The sequence below is a fragment of the Xanthomonas sp. WHRI 10207 genome, from assembly GCF_040202975.1.
Lineage (GTDB): Bacteria > Pseudomonadota > Gammaproteobacteria > Xanthomonadales > Xanthomonadaceae > Xanthomonas.
In genome coordinates, this window is sequence record NZ_JBEGDX010000002.1 from 314,523 (window position 1) to 331,940 (window position 17,418).

A 17,418-nucleotide genomic window follows, 5' to 3' on the forward strand; every position below is an offset into this window, starting at 1 on the left:
ACCGGTTGCTGCGACAGAAGGAAATCATCATGACTTCATCCATGCCCAGCTACGCGTTATCGCTGACCATCGCCACCTTGCTTGCGCCGATGGCGCACGCGCAGACCGCACCGCAAGAGACAACCAAGCAGGACGCCACCACGCTGGATGCGGTGATCGTCAGCGGTACCGCGCGCTTCAAGGGATTGGCCAAGCGCGATGCCAGCTTTTCGATCACCACCGCCAGCCCCGAACAGATCCAGCAAGCGGTGCCGCAGAGCACTGCCGACCTGTTGAAGATCGTGCCGGGCGTGTGGGCCGAGCCCAGCGGCGGCGGCACCGGTGCCAACATCTTCGTGCGTGGCATGCCCTCCGAAGGCGACGCGCCGTTTGTGACCATGCAGTTGGATGGCTCACCGCTGTTTCCACCGCCGACGCTGTCGTTTCTGGAGAACTCCACGCTGTTCCGCGTCGACGACACCGTCGAGCGCATGGAAGTGCTGCGTGGCGGCTCCAGCCCGATCTTTTCCAACGGCCAGCCCGGGCTGACGGTCAATTTCATCCAGAAAAAAGGCCAGGACGAGCCGGAGGGCAGCGTGCGCCTGACCGGCGGCAACAATGATTTGCGCCGCATCGATGTGTTCAACAGCGGGCCGATGGGCAACGGCTGGTACTACAGCGTGGGCGGCTTCTTTCGCGAAACCGATGGCGTGCGCGACCCGCAGTTTTCTGCAGACAAGGGTGGCCAGTTCAGCGCCACCTTGAGCAAGCGCTGGGACAGCGGCGAGCTGTCGTTCTATGCGCGGCATACCGACGACAACAATGCCTTCTATACCGCCATTCCGCTGCTCTCGCGCAATAACGGCAACGACCTGTCCAGCTTCCCCGGCTTGAATGCGCAGACCGGCACCTTGCTCGGTCGCGATTTCCGCAACGTGGATCTGCTGGTCGGGCCGAACGGTGAGACCGTGCAACGCGACCTGGCCGATGGGCGCGGCGTCAACATCGATGTATTCGGCGGCGAACTGAACTGGGAAATCGGCGACTGGACCATTGCCGACCGCTTCAACGTGATGAGCGGCAGCGCGCCGACCTATGCATTGTTCACCGGCGATGCGCCGCTGCGGTTGAGCGATTTCATTGCCGGCTATGGCAGCAGCGGTAGCGCGACCTATACCAATGGCGGCGGCGCAGTGGACCCGAATCAACAGGTGCTCGAAGCCGGCTGGTGGTCGGTGGACAAGCGCCTGAATTCCTTTACCAACGATCTGCGCTTGAGCCGCGAGCTGTTTACCGGCAATACCTTGACCGTGGGCGCGTACTACGCCAAGTATTCCTCGGCCGATACCTGGTACCTGGGCAACACCATGTTGCTCACCGCACAGAACAACGCACGTCGCATCGACGTGGCATTGGACGATGGACGCCAGGCCACGCGTCAGGGCTTCACCAGCACCGCGTTCTTGAATCTGCGCGCCAACTACGACGGCGAAAACATCGCCGCCTTCGTGGCCGACGAGTGGGAACTCAACGACCGGCTGCGATTGGACCTGGGCGCACGCTACGAGCGCCAGAGCGTGACCGGCAATGTGCACGACACCAGCACGGTGGACCTGGATGGCAACCCCGCCACCTTGTACGACAACGCCACCTCGCTGGCCTTGGCGACCACACGCCGCATCGATCAGGACGACGAGGCGTTCTCGTGGACGGCCGGCTTGAACTTCAAACTCAATGACAGCAACAGCCTGTTCGCACGCGTCAACTCGGGTGTGAAGTTTCCCGGCTTCGATAACCTGCGCGATGGTCAGAACCGCGTCCAGGAAGTGGACCAGTACGAGCTTGGCCTCAAGTCCGGTACCAGCGCCTACGACCTGTATCTCACCGGGTTCTACAACACGTTCAAGAATTCGCCGTTCCAGGCATTCCTGGCCAATGGCGATAACTTCACCGCCGTTGGCGATTCGCGCGCGCGCGGCCTGGAGGTGGAAGGCGCGATCCGCCCGTTCGGCGGCTTTGAGCTGGCCGGCACCGGGGTATGGCTGGATGCGAAATACCGCAACTATCGCGAGTTCACCGGCAACCAGGTAATGCGCCAACCCAAGCGGCAGTTCCGGCTCACGCCGAGTTATTACTGGATGCTGCCGTTCGGCGATCTGAAGGTATTTGCCACGTACTCCTACATCGGCGATCGCTTTGCCGACCTGGCCAACAGCCAACGCCTGCCCTCCTACGACATGGTCGATATCGGCGCCAATCTGCATGTGGGCGAGCATTGGGAAGTGACCGCCAGCGGCAGCAACGTTACCGATACGCTGGGGCTCACCGAAGGCAACGTGCGCGTGCCGGGTGCGGCGACCGGCGGTGTGTTCATGGGCCGGCCGATTGCCGGGCGGCAGTACCAGATGTCGGTGGCGTATCGCTGGTAGCTGACAGGTTCAAGACATCGCGGCATCAAGGCGTCGATCCCGGGCCACGCGCGGGATCGACGCCTTTTCTATTGCGACAGCCCATGCTGTCACCGGGCCGGCACGTCCCTACGCTGCATTGAACGATGCGGGTGACATGGATGTCGGCCCAGGCGCCGTTGGCCGCGCGCCCTCATAAAGCATCTCAGTCCTGAATCGTATGGCATCGCATCACTGCGACAGATGCGCATGAACGTCGCAATCTGCGCAGTGCGCCGACCCGGATGCGAAGCGGACCCACGCATCGCGATGCGTTGTGCCTATGGGCACGCAATACATTTCACACTATTGCGGCCAATTCCGCGGCCGAAAACTTCGCTTTGCGCGCGTGAATACGCATGCCTGGCATAAATTGCGCAACCAGTCACGCGACTGTCTTCTGGCGCTCAGCTTGCGAGCGCGGGATGGGCCCTCTTTAATCGAATCGCTGCCACTGCATTCGCATTGCCAGCGTCGGCTGCGCGGACGCGCTCAGGGGAGCCGACTGATGACCCGGTCGCATCCATCCAGCGTTTCGGATCGATGCGTTTCACTGGCTCTTTCGGGATACATGGACATGGACTCTGTTGCTGCTTCTTCGCGTTGTTCTCCTGCACGTCTCATCCGATCCCACCTGACCCTGACTGCGTGCTGGCAATGCCAGGCGCATCTGTTCGGCGCTGCCTGATCGGTTTTGCTCGCCGCGGCCGCTGCCGCGTGGATTCACTTAGACGTCCCCTGATGCTTCTGATTCGGGCTCGATAGGCACCGCCCGAATCTGTTGAAGCCGTTGCACTGGCCGATTGTCTGATCGGCCGGAGGGGAATTGTGTCGCGTCGATCGTGCCTACCCTTGACTGGACTAAAACGGAATGAACTCTTATCGCAGGCGCCCTCTCGCGCTGTTGATCGGTGCCTTACTGATCACAGGCGCGTCACTCCCCGCACTGGCCGATACGCCAGTGACCGCGGCCACCATCACTGCCAGCTCCACTGCCACCACCACTGCCAGCTCCAAGGGCAACGATCCACTGCTGCGCTACCAATGGCACATTTCCAATCAGGGACAGGCCGTGATCGCCGACAGCCGCCCGGTGCCCGGCGTCGATATGGATGTGGACATCCTGCATTCGCTGAACATCCGCGGCCGTGGCGTACGCGTCGGTGTGGTGGATGACGGACTGGAATTGGCGCATGAAGACATGTCCGAAAACATTCTGCCCAACGGGTCCTACAACTTTGGCGACGGCTCGCACGACCCCACGCCGATCGATCCGGGTAGCGGCCACGGTACCTCCGTGGCCGGCATCATCGGCGCGGTCGGCTGGAACGGCCGCGGCGGGCGCGGGGTGGCGCCGGACGTGCTGCTGGCAGGATTCGACTTCCTGGCACGCGATTCGTCCAGAAACTACGCAGCCGTCCTTTACGCATGGGGTGAGGGACCGGAGGGGCGCAATATCGATGTATTCAACAACAGCTGGGGAACGAATGCATCGTTCTACCTCGATTTTACTCGGGCAGAGCAACGCTCCTGGGAAACATTGATGCGCTCGACCCGCAGCGGTCTTGGCGGCATCTACGTCAAGTCGTCAGGCAACAACTTCCAAGATTTCCTGATCGACGATGCGGAAGGCAATACCATCGATCTGTGCCCTGACACGACACGCGCATTGAATGTCGGTTGTACGCTGAACAACATCGAGGCGATCAACAGTCTGGTTGGCACCATCGTGGTCGGCAGCGTTAACGCGAAGGGAGTGCGTTCGTCGTACTCCACGCCCGGCTCAGCGCTCTGGATCTCCGGAATTGGCGGCGAATACGGATATCAGCGCAAGTTCGCTCCAGACATCGACCTTCGGACTATTTACGACCCGGCGATTGTCACCACCGACCTGAGCGGTTGCTCTGCAGGTTCCAACTTCGACGGCCTCACACCCATCAATGCCTTGGACACCAGTGCCTCCAAGATCGAGGGATCGTGCAACTACAACGCCATCATGAACGGTACTTCCGCAGCGGCTCCTACCGTTTCCGGCGTCGCGGCGCTGATATTGAGTGCCAACCCCAGACTGAGCGCACGCGATGTCAAGTACATCCTGGCCACCACTGCACGCCAGATCGACCCCTGGCAGCCGCGTGCGGTCTACCAGGGCAGCGTGATCGACCCGGGCTGGATCACCAATGCCGCCGGACACCGCTTCAGCAATTGGTACGGGTTCGGCTTGGCCGATGGCGCGGCAGCCGTCTACAAGGCGAGCTACTTCACGCCACTGCCACCCATGCGCGATACGCAATGGGTCGCGTCCACCAATCCGCCCAGCCAAATCGGCGGGCCGGCACGGCCGGGCACGCTGCGCATCCGCATCACCCAGGCGATGAAGATCGAAGCAGTGCAGTTGTCGTTGCGGTCTGCGCATCTGACGCCGAGCAATCTGCGCGTGGTGCTCATCTCGCCCAGCGGCACCCGCAGCGTGGTGGCCACGCCGTTCTCGGTCCTGGACCCTGCGGCCTATGCCAAGACCGGCTTCTACATCGACCTCACCTCCAGCAATGCGTTTCTGGACGAGTCCTCGCTCGGCACCTGGACACTGGAAGTCACCGACATGAGCGAACCCACCAAGACCGCCGCGCTCAAGTCCTTCAACCTTCGCATCGTGGGGCACTGACATGAAGATCGCGCTTATTGTTTCCTTGTTGATGGGCTGCAGCGTTGCAAGCGGCGTTGCGCATGCAGCGCAATCGACCGATCCACAGGCCCTGCTGGCGGCGGCTACCGGTACACGCTTCCGCTCCGGAACCGACACGTTCCGCATGTTGACTGCCACGGTCATCGAGCAGAAGACATCCGCTGTCGGTGCCAAGCGGAGAGTGGGGCCTGGCAGCGTTGCGCCTGCGGGATCTGCCGCGCCGCCGCCGGGCAGCAAGGTGATCGCACGCATCGGCAGCTTCCTGGTGGTGCTTGATCCACCTGCCGGCGCGGCGCGCAATCAACCCGGCTCGTCCACGCACACGCTCGCCGCCGCAGTGAACGAGCGGACCGACCGGGTGGTGCTGGTCAGGCCGCAGGTGAAGCTGACCGGCACCACACCTGCCACAGCGACCACGGCGGCCAGAGGGACCGGCGGCAACATCGTCTACGCCTCCCAGGTGAATGGTGATGCGGTGATCGCCTATGCCTCGATCGAGCAGGCACAACGCGCAGCGACCCAGCTGCAGGCCAGTCGCGGTATTGCGCAGGCATCGCTGGTAGTGACGCAGGCGATCATGCAACCGATGTGAGTTTCCAGGGCGCAGGCAGACACCTGCGCCCCTTCTCACAGGCGTGCTGTCACCGGCGCCATCTCCGCAGTTCCCCTTTACTGATGAGACGTCATGATGATTCTTTCTTCGCGGCGCTGTGCGCTGCCGTCTGCGCTGCTGCTGGCACTGTGCCTGTGCAGCGGTGCTGCCACTGCAGATGAGGTCGTCGCGCAGAACGCCGCACAGGCAGCGGCCAGGCCGAAAATGCAAGGCGACGACCCGCTGTTCCGCTACCAATGGCATCTACTCAATCAAGGCCAGCCGGTGTTCGGCGATGGACGCCCGCTGCCCGGCGTGGACCTGGACGTGGAGATCCTGCACGCGCAGGGCATCCGCGGTGCGGGCGTCAACGTGGCGGTGATCGATAACGGCCTGGAGATTGCGCACCCGGACCTGGTCGACAACATCCTGCCCAACGGTTCGCACAATTTCTTGAACGGTTCCAACGACCCTACGCCGCGTGCGGATGACATCGATGGCGATCACGGCACCGCAGTGGCAGGCATCATCGCTGCGCGGGGTTGGAACGGCATCGGCGGGCGCGGCGTTGCTCCGGAAGCCAAGCTGGCCGGCTTCAACGCCGGTGACACCACTGATGGCAGTACCCAGTACGTCAACAACCGCTACTCCTGGGGCGACGGGCCCGAAGCGCAGGTCATGGATGTCTTCAACAACAGCTTCGGGGTCTCGGCCGCGGTCTATCAATACAGCGACCTAGACGAACAACGCTCCCTGGAGAAGCTGATGCGGGCCCAGCGCGGCGGCAAAGGCGGCATCTACGTCAAATCGTCGGGCAACTCGTTCAATACGCTGATCGATACGGATGCACAGGGCAAACTGTTCGATCGTTGCAGCGACCAGACCCGGCAGCTTGGCGTTGCCTGCAGCATTGCCAACATCGACAACATCAACAGCCTGACGACCATGATCGTGGTCGGTGCAGTCAATGCCAACGGCGTGCGTGCCAGTTACTCCTCTCCCGGGTCTGCATTGTGGGTGTCCGGGCTCTCTGGCGAGTATGGCTTTCAGCGTCGCTTCGACCCGCATCCGGAGACCTTCAAGGAGCTCTATGGCATCGTCAATGCGCAGGGTCCGCAGCCATTCTTCTCGCCTGCGATCGTCACTACCGATTTGAGCGGCTGCAGCGCCGGCAACAATCGCGACCGCACACGCGCGATGCAGAATGCCTTGGATACCAGCAAGTCCAAGATCGATGCATCGTGCAATTACACCGCACGCATGAACGGCACCTCGGCCTCCGCACCCACCGTCGCAGGCGTTGCCGCCTTGATGCTGAGCGCCAACCCGCAACTGACGCTGCGCGACGTCAAGTACCTCCTGGCGACCACCGCAGTGCAGGTCGATCCACAACAACCCAAGGTGCTCTACAACGGCAGTGTGATCGAGCCTGGCTGGATCACCAATGCGGCCGGCCACCGTTTCAGCAACTGGTATGGATTCGGCCTGGTGGATGCGGCCGCGGCAGTGGAACGCGCCGTGCATTTCACCTCGCTGCCGGCGATGAAAGACACCGAGTGGATGGCCTACGACGGCAAAAGCAGCACCATCGGCGGTGCCGGCTCACCTGCAAAACTGGCGATCGACATCAGTCAATCCTTCAAGGTGGAAGGCGTGCAGCTGTACTTCCTGGGCACGCATAAGGACCCGCGCAACCTGCGCGTGGTGCTGGTGTCGCCCAGCGGCACCCGCAGCACCGTGATGACGCCATTTTCCACGCTCGACAAGAGCGACGAAGGCGTGGTGGTGTTCCTGACCTCAAGCAATGCCTTCCTGGACGAGCCCTCTGCCGGGCGCTGGACCCTGGAGGTGGCCGACATGCTCGCCGACAACGGCAAGCAACAATTGAAGGAATTCGAAATGCGCGTGGTGGGCCACTGACATGAAGACAGCTCTGATTGCCCTACTCGGTCTTGTTGCAGCCAGCATTTGCGCGCCCGCGTCGGCACAAGTGAACGAGCGTGCACGCCTGCGCGCTGCGGCGACCGGGCAAACCATTGTGGTGGGCCATGCCAGTTTTCGCTTGATTCCTGGCGCGGTGGTGCGGGTTGCCGACGCGGCGCGCGCCACTGCAAGCACGCAGCCGCTGCAGAGCGCGCAAACCAGCGCGGATGCGCCAGTTGCACGCTTCGATCGCTACGCGATCTATCTCGACAGCACGGGTCACGCACGCACCGCAGATGCACAACAACCGGCAACCATCGCAGCAGCGCTGGAAACGCGGAGCGGCCAGCTGGCATTGCTGGGCGCTTCGATCAAGTTGTTCGACACCACGCCTGCCATCGCGCGTGCCTTGGCAACGCGCACGGGCGGCAAGGTGATCTATGCCTCGGCCATCGATGGCAGCGCGATGATCGGCTACGACTCGGTAGCAGCTGCATTGGACAACTGCGCACAATTGCAGGGCAGCAAGGGCGTGGGCGCGATCAAGCCTGAGGTGATTCCGCGCGCGGCACGGCCGTTGTGATGCGGCCACGGTAATGCACGCCACGCTGTCGCCAGCGGGCGGCAGCGTCGCGCGATGGCGCAGCCCGCGTTACACCTGCAGCGGGTTGCGTTCGGCAAAGTGGCCACGCCAGTACGGGTAATACGGATACGGCGGCTCCACCGCACTCACCGCATCCAGGCGCGTGCGCTGCTCGGGCGTGAGTTGCCAACCCACCGCTCCCAGGTTCTGCCGCAGCTGTGCTTCGTCGCGCGCACCGATCAGCACCGTGCTCACGGTGGGCCGTTGCAGCAGCCAGTTGATGGCGATCTGCGGCACGCTGCGGCCGGTGTCTGCGGCAATGCCGTCGAGCACATCGACGATATCGAACAGCCGTGCATCGTCGATCGCCGGGCCGGCGGTGGCGGTGACATGCAGGCGGCTGTTGTCCGGCAGCGGTTGGCCGCGACGCAGCTTGCCGGTCAGCCGGCCCCAGCCAAGCGGGCTCCACACCACTGCGCCGATGCCCTGGTCGATGCCGAGCGGCATCAACTCCCATTCGTAGTCGCGCCCGGCCAGCGAGTAATAGGTCTGGTTGGCAACGAAGCGGCTCCAGCCCTGAGCGTCGGCCACGGCCAACGATTTCATCAGCTGCCAACCGGCGTAATTGGAGGCGCCCAGATAACGCACCTTGCCTACGCGCACCAACTCATCGAGCGTGGAGAGGGTTTCTTCCACCGGCGTCATCGCATCGAATGCATGCAGTTGCAGCAGGTCGATGTAGTCGGTGCGCAAACGGCGCAGCGACGCATCCACCGCACGCAGCAAACGGAAGCGCGATGCACCGGCATCGTTGGGCCCATCGCCCAGGCGCAAACCAGTCTTGGTCGAGACAATCACCTGATCGCGGCGGCCCTGCAGCGCCTGGCCAAGAATCTCTTCAGAGGCGCCGTCGGAATACACATCAGCGGTGTCGAACAGGTTCAGGCCCGCCTCAAGGCACAGATCGATCATGCGCCGCGCCTGTGCCACATCGGTATCGCCCCACGCAGAAAACAGCGGCCCCTTGCCGCCGAAGGTACCGGTGCCCAGACCGAGCACCGGCACCTTGAAGCCGGAACGGCCGAGAAAACGTGTGTCCATTGCAATGCTCCTTGGAACCGAAAGAAAACCCGCGCGCAGGGCCGGTCGATCCGACACCACGCGGTGCCAGGCACGACGCTCTGCTCACCGATCACACGCACCTATCGCGCACGTCTGCGGTTACGCGGTCTGCGCGCTACGCCTGAAGAATCGAATCAACCCACCTGCGCGCATGCGTCCGGCGCAGCGGTGCGACGGCGTTGCAGCTGCACGCTCCACAACGCGATGACCAGGCCAACGGCGCTCAACAGCGCGGCGACCCACGGGGTAGCGACCAGGCCGGCGTGCGTAGCGATCGCCACACCGCCCAGCCAGGCGCCCAGGGCATTGCCCAGGTTGAATGCGGCGATATTGAGACTGGAGGCCAGGTTCTGGCCGGCACCGCGTGCATGTTCGAGCACACGCAATTGCAGCGGCGCCACGGTGGCGAAGGCGGCCACGCCCAGCAGCCCGACAACCACCACCATCGCGGTCTTGTTGTGCAGGGCCAGACCCATCGTAGCGAGCACCGCCACCAGCGTGGCCAATGTGCCCAGCAACGCGGCAGTGGCGCGCCGGTCGGCAAGGCGCCCGCCCAGCAGATTGCCCACGATCATGCCGACACCGAAGACCAGCAAGACCGGCGACACCGCCGCCTGCGCGAACCCGGTCACCTGCACCAGCAGCGGCTGGATGTAGGTGAACACCGCGAACACGCCGGCATAGCCCAGCACCGTCATCGCCAGCGCCAGCAACACCTGCCCGCGCCGCAACACCGCCACTTCCTGTCGCCATGACACCGGCGCGGCCGCACCTGCGGCGGCCGGCACCCACAGCGCCACCGCAGCCGTGGCCAGCACCCCGATCACCGTCACCGCCCAGAAGGTGGCCCGCCAGCCCAGTTGCAGGCCCAGCCATGCACCGGCCGGCACGCCCAGCAGGGTGGCCACGGTGAGGCCGGCAAACATCAACGAGATGGCCGAGGCACGCCGCTCGGGCGGCACCAGAGAGGTGGCCACCACCGCGCCGACGCCGAAGAACGTGCCATGCGCCAGCGAGGTCAGCACCCGCGCGACCATCAGGCTGGCGTAATCCGGCGCCAGGGCACAGGCGAGATTGCCGAGGGTGAAGACGACCATCAGGCTCACCAGCACGGCCTTGCGCGGCCAGCGAGCGCTGAGCAACGTGAGCACCGGCGCGCCGATGCTCACGCCCAGCGCATAGCCGCTGATCAACAGGCCGGCCGCGGTGAGCGAAACGTCCAGGTCGGTGGCGACCTGCTGCAACAGGCCCATGATGACGAATTCGGTTGTTCCGATGCCAAAGGCACCGATGGTCAACGCCAGCAGGGCTGGCGGTAGACGGGACGCAACAGCAGAAGACATGACAGAAACCCTGGAGAACTGCGCACAGCCTGCGCCGCGCGATCCTCTTCAAGAAGCCTTGTTATGCTGATTCACTTTCAATGCCACGTTGACAATGCATGGACCGTCTCGGTGATATCGCGCTGTTCCTGCGCGTGCTGGACCTGGGCTCGATCACCGCCGCCGCCAACACCCTGGACCTGTCGGTGGCGGTCGCCAGCCAGCGCCTGAAGCGGCTGGAACGCGACCTCGGCGTGCGCCTGCTGCACCGGACCACCCGCCGCCTGCATCCCACACCGGAAGGGCAGCAACTGGCGGCGCGCGGCCGGGTGCTGGTGGACGACCTGGAAGCGCTGGCCGACGACCTGCGCGAGAGCGCCCACGATGTCGGCGGTACCTTGCGGGTCACGCTGTCGGCCTCGTTCGGGCGTCAGTACATCTCCCCGCTGCTGCCCGCCTTCCAGGCCCGCCACCCGCGCCTGCGCATCAGCGCGCATCTGAGCGACGATTTGGTGGACCTGATCCAGCAGGGCTTCGACCTGGCCATTCGCATCGGCGCGCTGGACGACTCCGGCCTGGTGGCCAGGCGCATCGCCGACAACCGCCGCACGCTCGCCGCCTCGCCCGCGTATCTGCAGCGGCACGGCACACCGCGCACTCCCGAAGAATTGATGCAGCATCCAGGCGTACTGCTGATGGGCCGCACTGGCCGCCAGGACCTGTGGACCCTGCAGACACCGGAAGGCGGCGAGGTACGGGTGCGCATGCAGAGCCGCTTCGAGAGCAACTTCGGCGAACTGGTGCGCGATGCGGTGCTCGCCGGGCAAGGCATCGGGATCTATTCCTACTGGCATATCGCCGACGACCTGCGCGCCGGCCGCCTGGTCGAAGTGATGACCGACTATCCGCCTCCCACCTCGCAGATCAGCGCCGTGATGCCCGCACGCCAGCTGCAGCCGCCGCGGGTGCGTGCGTTTGTGGAGTTCTTGCTCGAACACTTCGGCCAGACGCCGCCGTGGGAATCATCGTCGGGAGAATGAGAGCCGGCATGACGGCCCGCTAAAGATCGTGTGCGTCGTCGTTCAGCGCGGCGATGATCGCCGAGGTCTGGTCCAGCGCCCCGCCGCAGCGCGGCCTCTGCCCCTTGGCCGCGACGCCGCGCAGCGGCGTGGCGTTGGGGCGCTACGGAGTGTTACGCGCATGCCGCACGCTACGTTTTCCGTCTGCAGACTCAGGCCAACTGTGTGCGCAACGCGGCCAGGGTGCCGGCGGTGCGAACGCCTTATTTCCCGCTGCGCTGCAGGCGTTTGCCAAGCGCGCGGCGCTGGGCGTCGCTGAGTAGATGTCCGTGCGTGCGCAAGAGGCCGATGATCTGCTGGTGCGCCAGCTGCGTGCGCCTGGCAAGCTCGGCGGTCGCCGCCTGCTCGATCGCCTTCCAGTCGGCAGGGGTGGAGGGAGCAGCTAGGGATCGGGGTTTTGCAGGCATGACGATCGGGGCACCGGAGACAGGTCGCAAGAATACGGAATGTGCGTGAGTGATCGATCAGCGGCAGCGGCTTGATGGCTGCGGCCTCACCGCCACGCGCAAGGATCCGCGGCATTGTCGAGTCTGCCATTGATGGGCGCACCACGGCGTCCCTTGTAGGATCGCGCTACCGCGGCTGTGCCGCACAGCGCCAGCGCACGAGCGTTCCGCATGCCATCCGCCACCGCCGACCTGACCGACATCCTGCTGCGCCACGCGCCGGCCGACGGCATGCACGCCACGCCGATCGCCGGGCTGCATGTGATGCGCAGCGCCGTCGCCACCGACGCCATCCCCACCGTCTACACGCCGATGCTTTGCCTGGTGGCGCAGGGCCGCAAGCGCGCGATGCTGGGCGCGCAGGCCTATCACTATCATCCGCAGATGTACCTGGTGGCGTCGGTCGATCTGCCCATCGTCGGTTCGGTGATCGAGGCCAGCGCCACGCATCCGTACCTGTGCTTCTGCCTGGACCTGGACACTGCCGTGCTCAGCGAGCTGGCGATCCACCATGCGGAACTCGCCGAGCCGCAACGCGATACCGCAAGCGCAGGTCTATTGCTCAACCGCAGCACACCACAGCTGTACGACACCGCGGTGCGGCTGGCAGGCCTGCTCGACCGACCGCAAGAGATCGCCGCGCTGGCACCGCTGGTGACACGCGAACTGCTGTATCGCCTGATGGCAGACCCCGCCAATGCGGTAGTGCGCCAGATGGCCATTGCCGATAGCCGCCTCAACCAGATTTCCAAGGCCATCGTGTGGTTGCGCGAGCACTACGCACAGCGTTTCAGCATCGAACAGATCGCCGATCTGTCGGCGATGAGTCGCTCCACCTTCCATGCACACTTCAAGACGGTGACCTCGATGACACCGCTGGAGTACCGCTCGCATCTGCGCGTGCACGAGGCGCGCCGGCTGATGGTGGCCGACGCGCTCACCGCTGCCGACGCGGGGTTTCGGGTCGGCTATGAAAGCGCATCGCAATTCAGCCGCGACTACGCACGCATTCTCGGCGAGCCGCCCGCGCGCGATGCACAACGCTTACGCGCAAGCACGCCCGACGCGACCGAAGCGGCGTGAGACTGCTGGACTGACCTCGCTGCAGCCTTCTGCACGCAGACATCGCGCTGTGCGCGACATCTGCGCCGCCCACGCAGCGATGCTGACGCAATAGATAGGTGCCGTCGAAAACGGTAGACCCAGCACAGCAGCGTGATTACTTACTCAATCGGCCTTGTACTGCGCCTCTGTCACCTGCTCGAGCCAGGTCACTGGCGAACCATCCACCGATTCTGCGATGGCAATGTGCGACATCGCCACCGTCGCGTTTGCGCCGTGCCAATGCTTGACGCCCGGCGGAATCCACACGATGTCGCCGGGGCGGATCTCCTGCGCCGGCTTGCCCCATTCCTGCACCCGCCCCGCACCGGCGGTGACGATGAGCGTCTGACCCAGCGGATGGGTATGCCACGCAGTGCGCGCGCCCGGCTCGAAGGTCACCGTGGCGCCGCCCACGCGTGCCGGCGCATCGGCCTGAAACGGCGCATCGATACGCACCTTGCCGGTGAAGTAATCGGCCGGGCCCACGGCCGACGCCGCGCCGCCGGCACGGCTTACCTTGATCGGTGCCTGCGTCTGCCCCGCATGCTCCTCGCCACCCTGCCCCTCACCACCCGGAGCGGTGGTAGCGGCCATCATCGACAACGACATTGCAGTTGCGAACAGATTCATTGCAGTACTCCTTGAACATAGTGAAACAACGTAGCGGTCGCTTGCCAGTCGACGCGCAGGACACGTCTCGGGTCGAAGCGAACCAGCTGCTGCGCGATCGAGCAGCAACCGCATCGGTAGGGCAGTCGGCAGCAGAGCATCGCCCTGCCCCGCATCCGGTTGCCTGCACTGTAGCGCGCATGCGCGCCTGCACTCCCCCTGCAAATCTGCATGCAGCTAGAAACGCAGCGCATCAATGCGCCTGCGCTGCGGGCCGCCACGACATTGAGGCCATCACACACCATCGCGCATGATGCTGGCCGCATGAATCGCATGCCTGGAGCGGGCACTGGCAGCAATGGCTCGGGAAAACCTCAACGACCTGCAGGTCTTCGTCACCGTCGCGCGCGAAGGCAGCTTCACCCGCGCTGCCGCGCAACTGGGCGTCTCGCAATCGGCGTTGAGCCATACCGTGCGTGCCCTGGAAACGCGCTTGGGCATCCGCTTGCTGACCCGCACCACGCGTAGCGTCTCAATGACCGAAGCCGGTGCGCGCCTGTTCGAAACGGTGGCGCCGCGGCTGCAGGAGATCGACGATGAGCTGTCTGCGCTGACCGACTTCCGCGACAAGCCGGCCGGCACCATCCGCATCACCAGCGCCGGCCACGCCGCCGATGCCTACGTGTGGCCGGCACTTTCCAAAGTGTTGCCCGACTACCCGGACCTCAAGATCGAAGTCACCGTGGATTACGGTCTGGCCGATATCGTGGCCGAGCGCTACGACATCGGTATCCGCTTGGGCGACCAGGTGGCCAAGGACATGATTGCAGTGCCGATCAGCCCGCCGCAGCGCATGGCGGTGGTCGCGGTGCCGGGCTACTTCGTGCATCACACCATCCCGGCCGTTCCGGCCGATCTAGCGCAGCACAACTGCATCGGCCTACGCCTGCCCACACACGGTGGGTTGCTGGCCTGGGAGTTCGACAACGCCGGGCGCGAGGTCAAAGTGCGCGTGGACGGGCAATGGACCTTCAACAGCAGCAGTGCGATGTTGCGCGCCGCGCTGGCCGGCGCGGGTATCGCGTATCTGCCGGAATCCATGGTGCTGGACCACATCGCCGCCGGCCAGCTGCGCCGCGTGCTGGAGGACTGGTGCGAGCCATTCGAGGGCTATTACGCCTACTACCCCAGCCGCCGCCAATCCTCCGCCGCACTGCGCGTGGTGATCGATGCGCTACGGCAAGGTCTGACGCGCGAATAAGCACGTTTCGTAGGGGCATGCGTGCGCGCGACGAAGCCTTCCCGCAACCGCCCATCGCGCCCAGGCATGCTGCTACGCGGGATCGCCGCTAAAACCCGCTGGGCGTCTCGCGTTTATGTGCCACCACCGGGTGTGCCGCCAGCGGACGATAGGCACGCAAGAACAGCGCCACCGCGCCGCTGACATAGGCCGCCTGCTGTAAGGCGGGGTCATGCGATGCCGTCTCGCGTGCCGCCGCATTGGCCGGCAGCCCTGTCATCAGCCCGAAGAAATGCACCGATGCATCCGGCAGGTTGTCGATCGCCAACGCAGCTTTGTCCACCTCACGCGCCAACAGCGAGCGCATCATGCGGTCGTAGCGCTCGAAGCACAGCATCCACATCTCCTCGCGCATCTGGCTGGGCACTAGCGGCGGTCGCACCAGCCCGTAGGCGGTATCGTCCGGCGCACTGCGGCTTGCAACGTTTAGCAGCGCATTGGCAACGGCAATCAGGCGCTGATCCAATGGACCACGCGCCTGCAGCAGCACGTCCCAATGACTGCGCGGGGCATGCGCCAATGCTTCGAGCGTTGTGCGGAACAACACCTCCTTGAAAGCGAAATACGCGTACACCGTGGCCTTGGACACCAGCGCATGGCGGGCAATGCTGTCCATGCTGGTGCGGTCGAAGCCGTCTTGTTGAAACAGCGCACGCGCCGCCGCCAGGATCGCGCCACGTTTGCCGGATGGCGAACGTGCACGTGGCGGCGTATCACTGGCCAAGCTTTCGTCACCCACGGGGCTGCGCTGTCGCGACGCTGGCCATCTCCGGTTCTGCGGTCTGCAACCAGCCGCCGCCCATCGCCTTGTAGAACGTCACCAGATTGGTGAAACGCGACAACTGCGTGCCGATCAAGGTCTGCTGTGCGCTGTACAGCGAGCGCTGCGCATCCAGCGCCTGCAGATAACTATCGATACCGCGCTCGAAACGCGCCTGCGACAACCGATAGCTATCGGCAGTTGCATCGACCAATGCCTGCTGGGCCTGCAATTGCCGGCCCAGCGTGTCGCGTTGCGCAAGCGCGTCGGACACTTCGCGGAACGCGCTCTGGATGGATTTTTCGTAGCGGGCCACTTCGATATCGCGATTGGCCTTGGCCATGTCCAGATTGGCGCGATTGCGCCCGGCGTTGAAGATCGGCAAGGTCAGCGACGGCACGAAGCTCCAGGCGCGGGTGCCCGAATCGAACAGGTTCGACAGGCTGCTGCTGGATGAGCCCAACGAGCCGGTCAGGCTGATGCTGGGGAAGAACGCCGCACGCGCTGCACCGATGTTGGCATTGGCCGCACGCAGGTTGCGCTCGGCCTCCAGGATGTCCGGGCGACGTTGCAACAACTGCGAGGACACCCCTGCCGGCACGCTGGCCAGCACGTTGCCGTCCACACTGGCACCATCGGGTAACGCGCGCGGCAACAAGGCGTCCGGTAACTGCGTGCCGACCAGCAGCACCAGGGCATTGCGATCCTGCGCCACCTGCGCGGTATAGCGCTCCACATCCACGCGTGCGGTTTCCACCGTGGTTTGCGCCTGGCGCAAGGTGAGCTGCGAGGCCACACCCAGCTCAAAACTGCGTTGCTGCAGGCGATAGCTATCGCTTTGGCTGCTCAAGGTGGACTGCGCCAGCTGCAGCGATGCCTGATCGGCGGCCAGGGTCAGATAGGCGGTGGCGACTTCGGCGACCAGGCTGATATGCGTGCTGCGGCGCGCTTCGGCGGTGGACAGAAATTGTTGCAGCGCCTGCTCCTTGAGGCTGCGCACGCGCCCGAACAGATCCAGTTCGTAGGCGCTGATGCCAACGTTACCGCTGTAGGTGCGGAACACCGCCGGCTGCCCGGGGATGGCCAGCTCCGCCGGCGTGCGCGCATTGTTGGAGGTGCCGGTGCCATCGATGGCCGGTACCAATGCAGCGCGCTGCACCCGGTATTGCGCACGCGCCACTTCGATATTGAGTGCGGCCACACGCAGGTCGCGGTTGTTTTGCAACGCCAGCGCGATCACCTGCTGTAACGCGGGGTCGGTGAAGACCTCGCGCCAGCCGATATCGGCCACGTTGCGCGCCTGTTCGGTTTCGGCGGCATCGGGCGTTGTGGTGGAACCGGTGCCGGCACCGGCGAAGTGGTCCGGCACCGGCGCGTCTGGGCGGGTGTAGCGCGGCATCATCGTGCAGCCAGACAGCACGCTGGCCACCGCGATCGCGGCAAGTGTCATGCGAATCGGTGTCATG

General features: G+C 64.5%; 14 protein-coding genes. 8 read left to right on the forward strand and 6 right to left on the reverse strand.

The window, feature by feature from the left end; genetic code table 11:
* Positions 1-29 precede the first annotated feature (29 nt).
* The 5 genes from ABQU90_RS06975 to ABQU90_RS06995 all read left to right on the forward strand — a co-directional run bounded on the left by ABQU90_RS06975 (position 30) and on the right by ABQU90_RS06995 (position 8,210).
* Positions 30-2,408: a TonB-dependent receptor gene (locus tag ABQU90_RS06975; protein WP_323521244.1), complete on the forward strand. Its 2,379-nt coding sequence runs from the start codon at positions 30-32 to the stop codon at positions 2,406-2,408.
* Between the two features lie 922 nt (positions 2,409-3,330).
* Positions 3,331-5,091, forward strand: a complete 1,761-nt coding sequence (locus tag ABQU90_RS06980) for a S8 family serine peptidase (protein ID WP_407078767.1) — start codon at positions 3,331-3,333, stop codon at positions 5,089-5,091.
* Position 5,092: 1 nt separating this feature from the next.
* Positions 5,093-5,704 (forward strand): hypothetical protein, encoded by a 612-nt coding sequence (locus tag ABQU90_RS06985; protein WP_323521246.1) that lies wholly within the window; start codon positions 5,093-5,095, stop codon positions 5,702-5,704.
* Between the two features lie 96 nt (positions 5,705-5,800).
* A complete protein-coding gene (locus tag ABQU90_RS06990; protein WP_407078768.1) occupies positions 5,801-7,624 on the forward strand; it encodes a S8 family serine peptidase in 1,824 nt (607 codons plus the stop codon).
* A gap of 1 nt (position 7,625) precedes the next feature.
* Positions 7,626-8,210: a hypothetical protein gene (locus ABQU90_RS06995; RefSeq protein WP_323521247.1), complete on the forward strand. Its 585-nt coding sequence runs from the start codon at positions 7,626-7,628 to the stop codon at positions 8,208-8,210.
* A 69-nt stretch (positions 8,211-8,279) separates the two neighbouring features.
* Here the strand turns inward: ABQU90_RS06995 and ABQU90_RS07000 are convergent, their stop codons facing one another.
* Together ABQU90_RS07000 and ABQU90_RS07005 are read right to left on the reverse strand one after the other, a co-directional pair.
* Positions 8,280-9,311 (reverse strand): aldo/keto reductase, encoded by a 1,032-nt coding sequence (locus tag ABQU90_RS07000; protein ID WP_323521248.1) that lies wholly within the window; start codon positions 9,309-9,311, stop codon positions 8,280-8,282.
* Between the two features lie 155 nt (positions 9,312-9,466).
* Positions 9,467-10,675: an MFS transporter gene (locus ABQU90_RS07005; protein ID WP_323521249.1), complete on the reverse strand. Its 1,209-nt coding sequence runs from the start codon at positions 10,673-10,675 to the stop codon at positions 9,467-9,469.
* Between the two features lie 98 nt (positions 10,676-10,773).
* Between ABQU90_RS07005 and ABQU90_RS07010 the strand changes: the two genes are divergently transcribed.
* Positions 10,774-11,694: a LysR family transcriptional regulator gene (locus tag ABQU90_RS07010; RefSeq protein WP_323521250.1), complete on the forward strand. Its 921-nt coding sequence runs from the start codon at positions 10,774-10,776 to the stop codon at positions 11,692-11,694.
* Positions 11,695-11,936: 242 nt separating this feature from the next.
* Here ABQU90_RS07010 and ABQU90_RS07015 read toward each other — a convergent pair whose 3' ends face one another.
* The gene (locus ABQU90_RS07015) at positions 11,937-12,140 is read right to left on the reverse strand and encodes a hypothetical protein (RefSeq protein ID WP_323515712.1); all 204 of its coding nucleotides are present in this window, start codon (positions 12,138-12,140) and stop codon (positions 11,937-11,939) included.
* Between the two features lie 210 nt (positions 12,141-12,350).
* Between ABQU90_RS07015 and ABQU90_RS07020 the strand changes: the two genes are divergently transcribed.
* Positions 12,351-13,262 (forward strand): AraC family transcriptional regulator, encoded by a 912-nt coding sequence (locus tag ABQU90_RS07020; protein ID WP_323521251.1) that lies wholly within the window; start codon positions 12,351-12,353, stop codon positions 13,260-13,262.
* Between the two features lie 144 nt (positions 13,263-13,406).
* Here ABQU90_RS07020 and ABQU90_RS07025 read toward each other — a convergent pair whose 3' ends face one another.
* Positions 13,407-13,913, reverse strand: a complete 507-nt coding sequence (locus ABQU90_RS07025) for a (R)-mandelonitrile lyase (RefSeq protein ID WP_161961654.1) — start codon at positions 13,911-13,913, stop codon at positions 13,407-13,409.
* Between the two features lie 337 nt (positions 13,914-14,250).
* Between ABQU90_RS07025 and ABQU90_RS07030 the strand changes: the two genes are divergently transcribed.
* On the forward strand, positions 14,251-15,153 hold the full coding sequence (locus ABQU90_RS07030) for a LysR family transcriptional regulator (RefSeq protein ID WP_323521252.1): 903 nt from the start codon (positions 14,251-14,253) through the stop codon (positions 15,151-15,153).
* Positions 15,154-15,241: 88 nt separating this feature from the next.
* Here ABQU90_RS07030 and ABQU90_RS07035 read toward each other — a convergent pair whose 3' ends face one another.
* Together ABQU90_RS07035 and ABQU90_RS07040 are read right to left on the reverse strand one after the other, a co-directional pair.
* On the reverse strand, positions 15,242-15,916 hold the full coding sequence (locus tag ABQU90_RS07035; RefSeq protein ID WP_323521425.1) for a TetR/AcrR family transcriptional regulator: 675 nt from the start codon (positions 15,914-15,916) through the stop codon (positions 15,242-15,244).
* Between the two features lie 7 nt (positions 15,917-15,923).
* Positions 15,924-17,417, reverse strand: a complete 1,494-nt coding sequence (locus ABQU90_RS07040) for an efflux transporter outer membrane subunit (protein ID WP_323521253.1) — start codon at positions 17,415-17,417, stop codon at positions 15,924-15,926.
* Position 17,418: the final 1 nt, after the last annotated feature.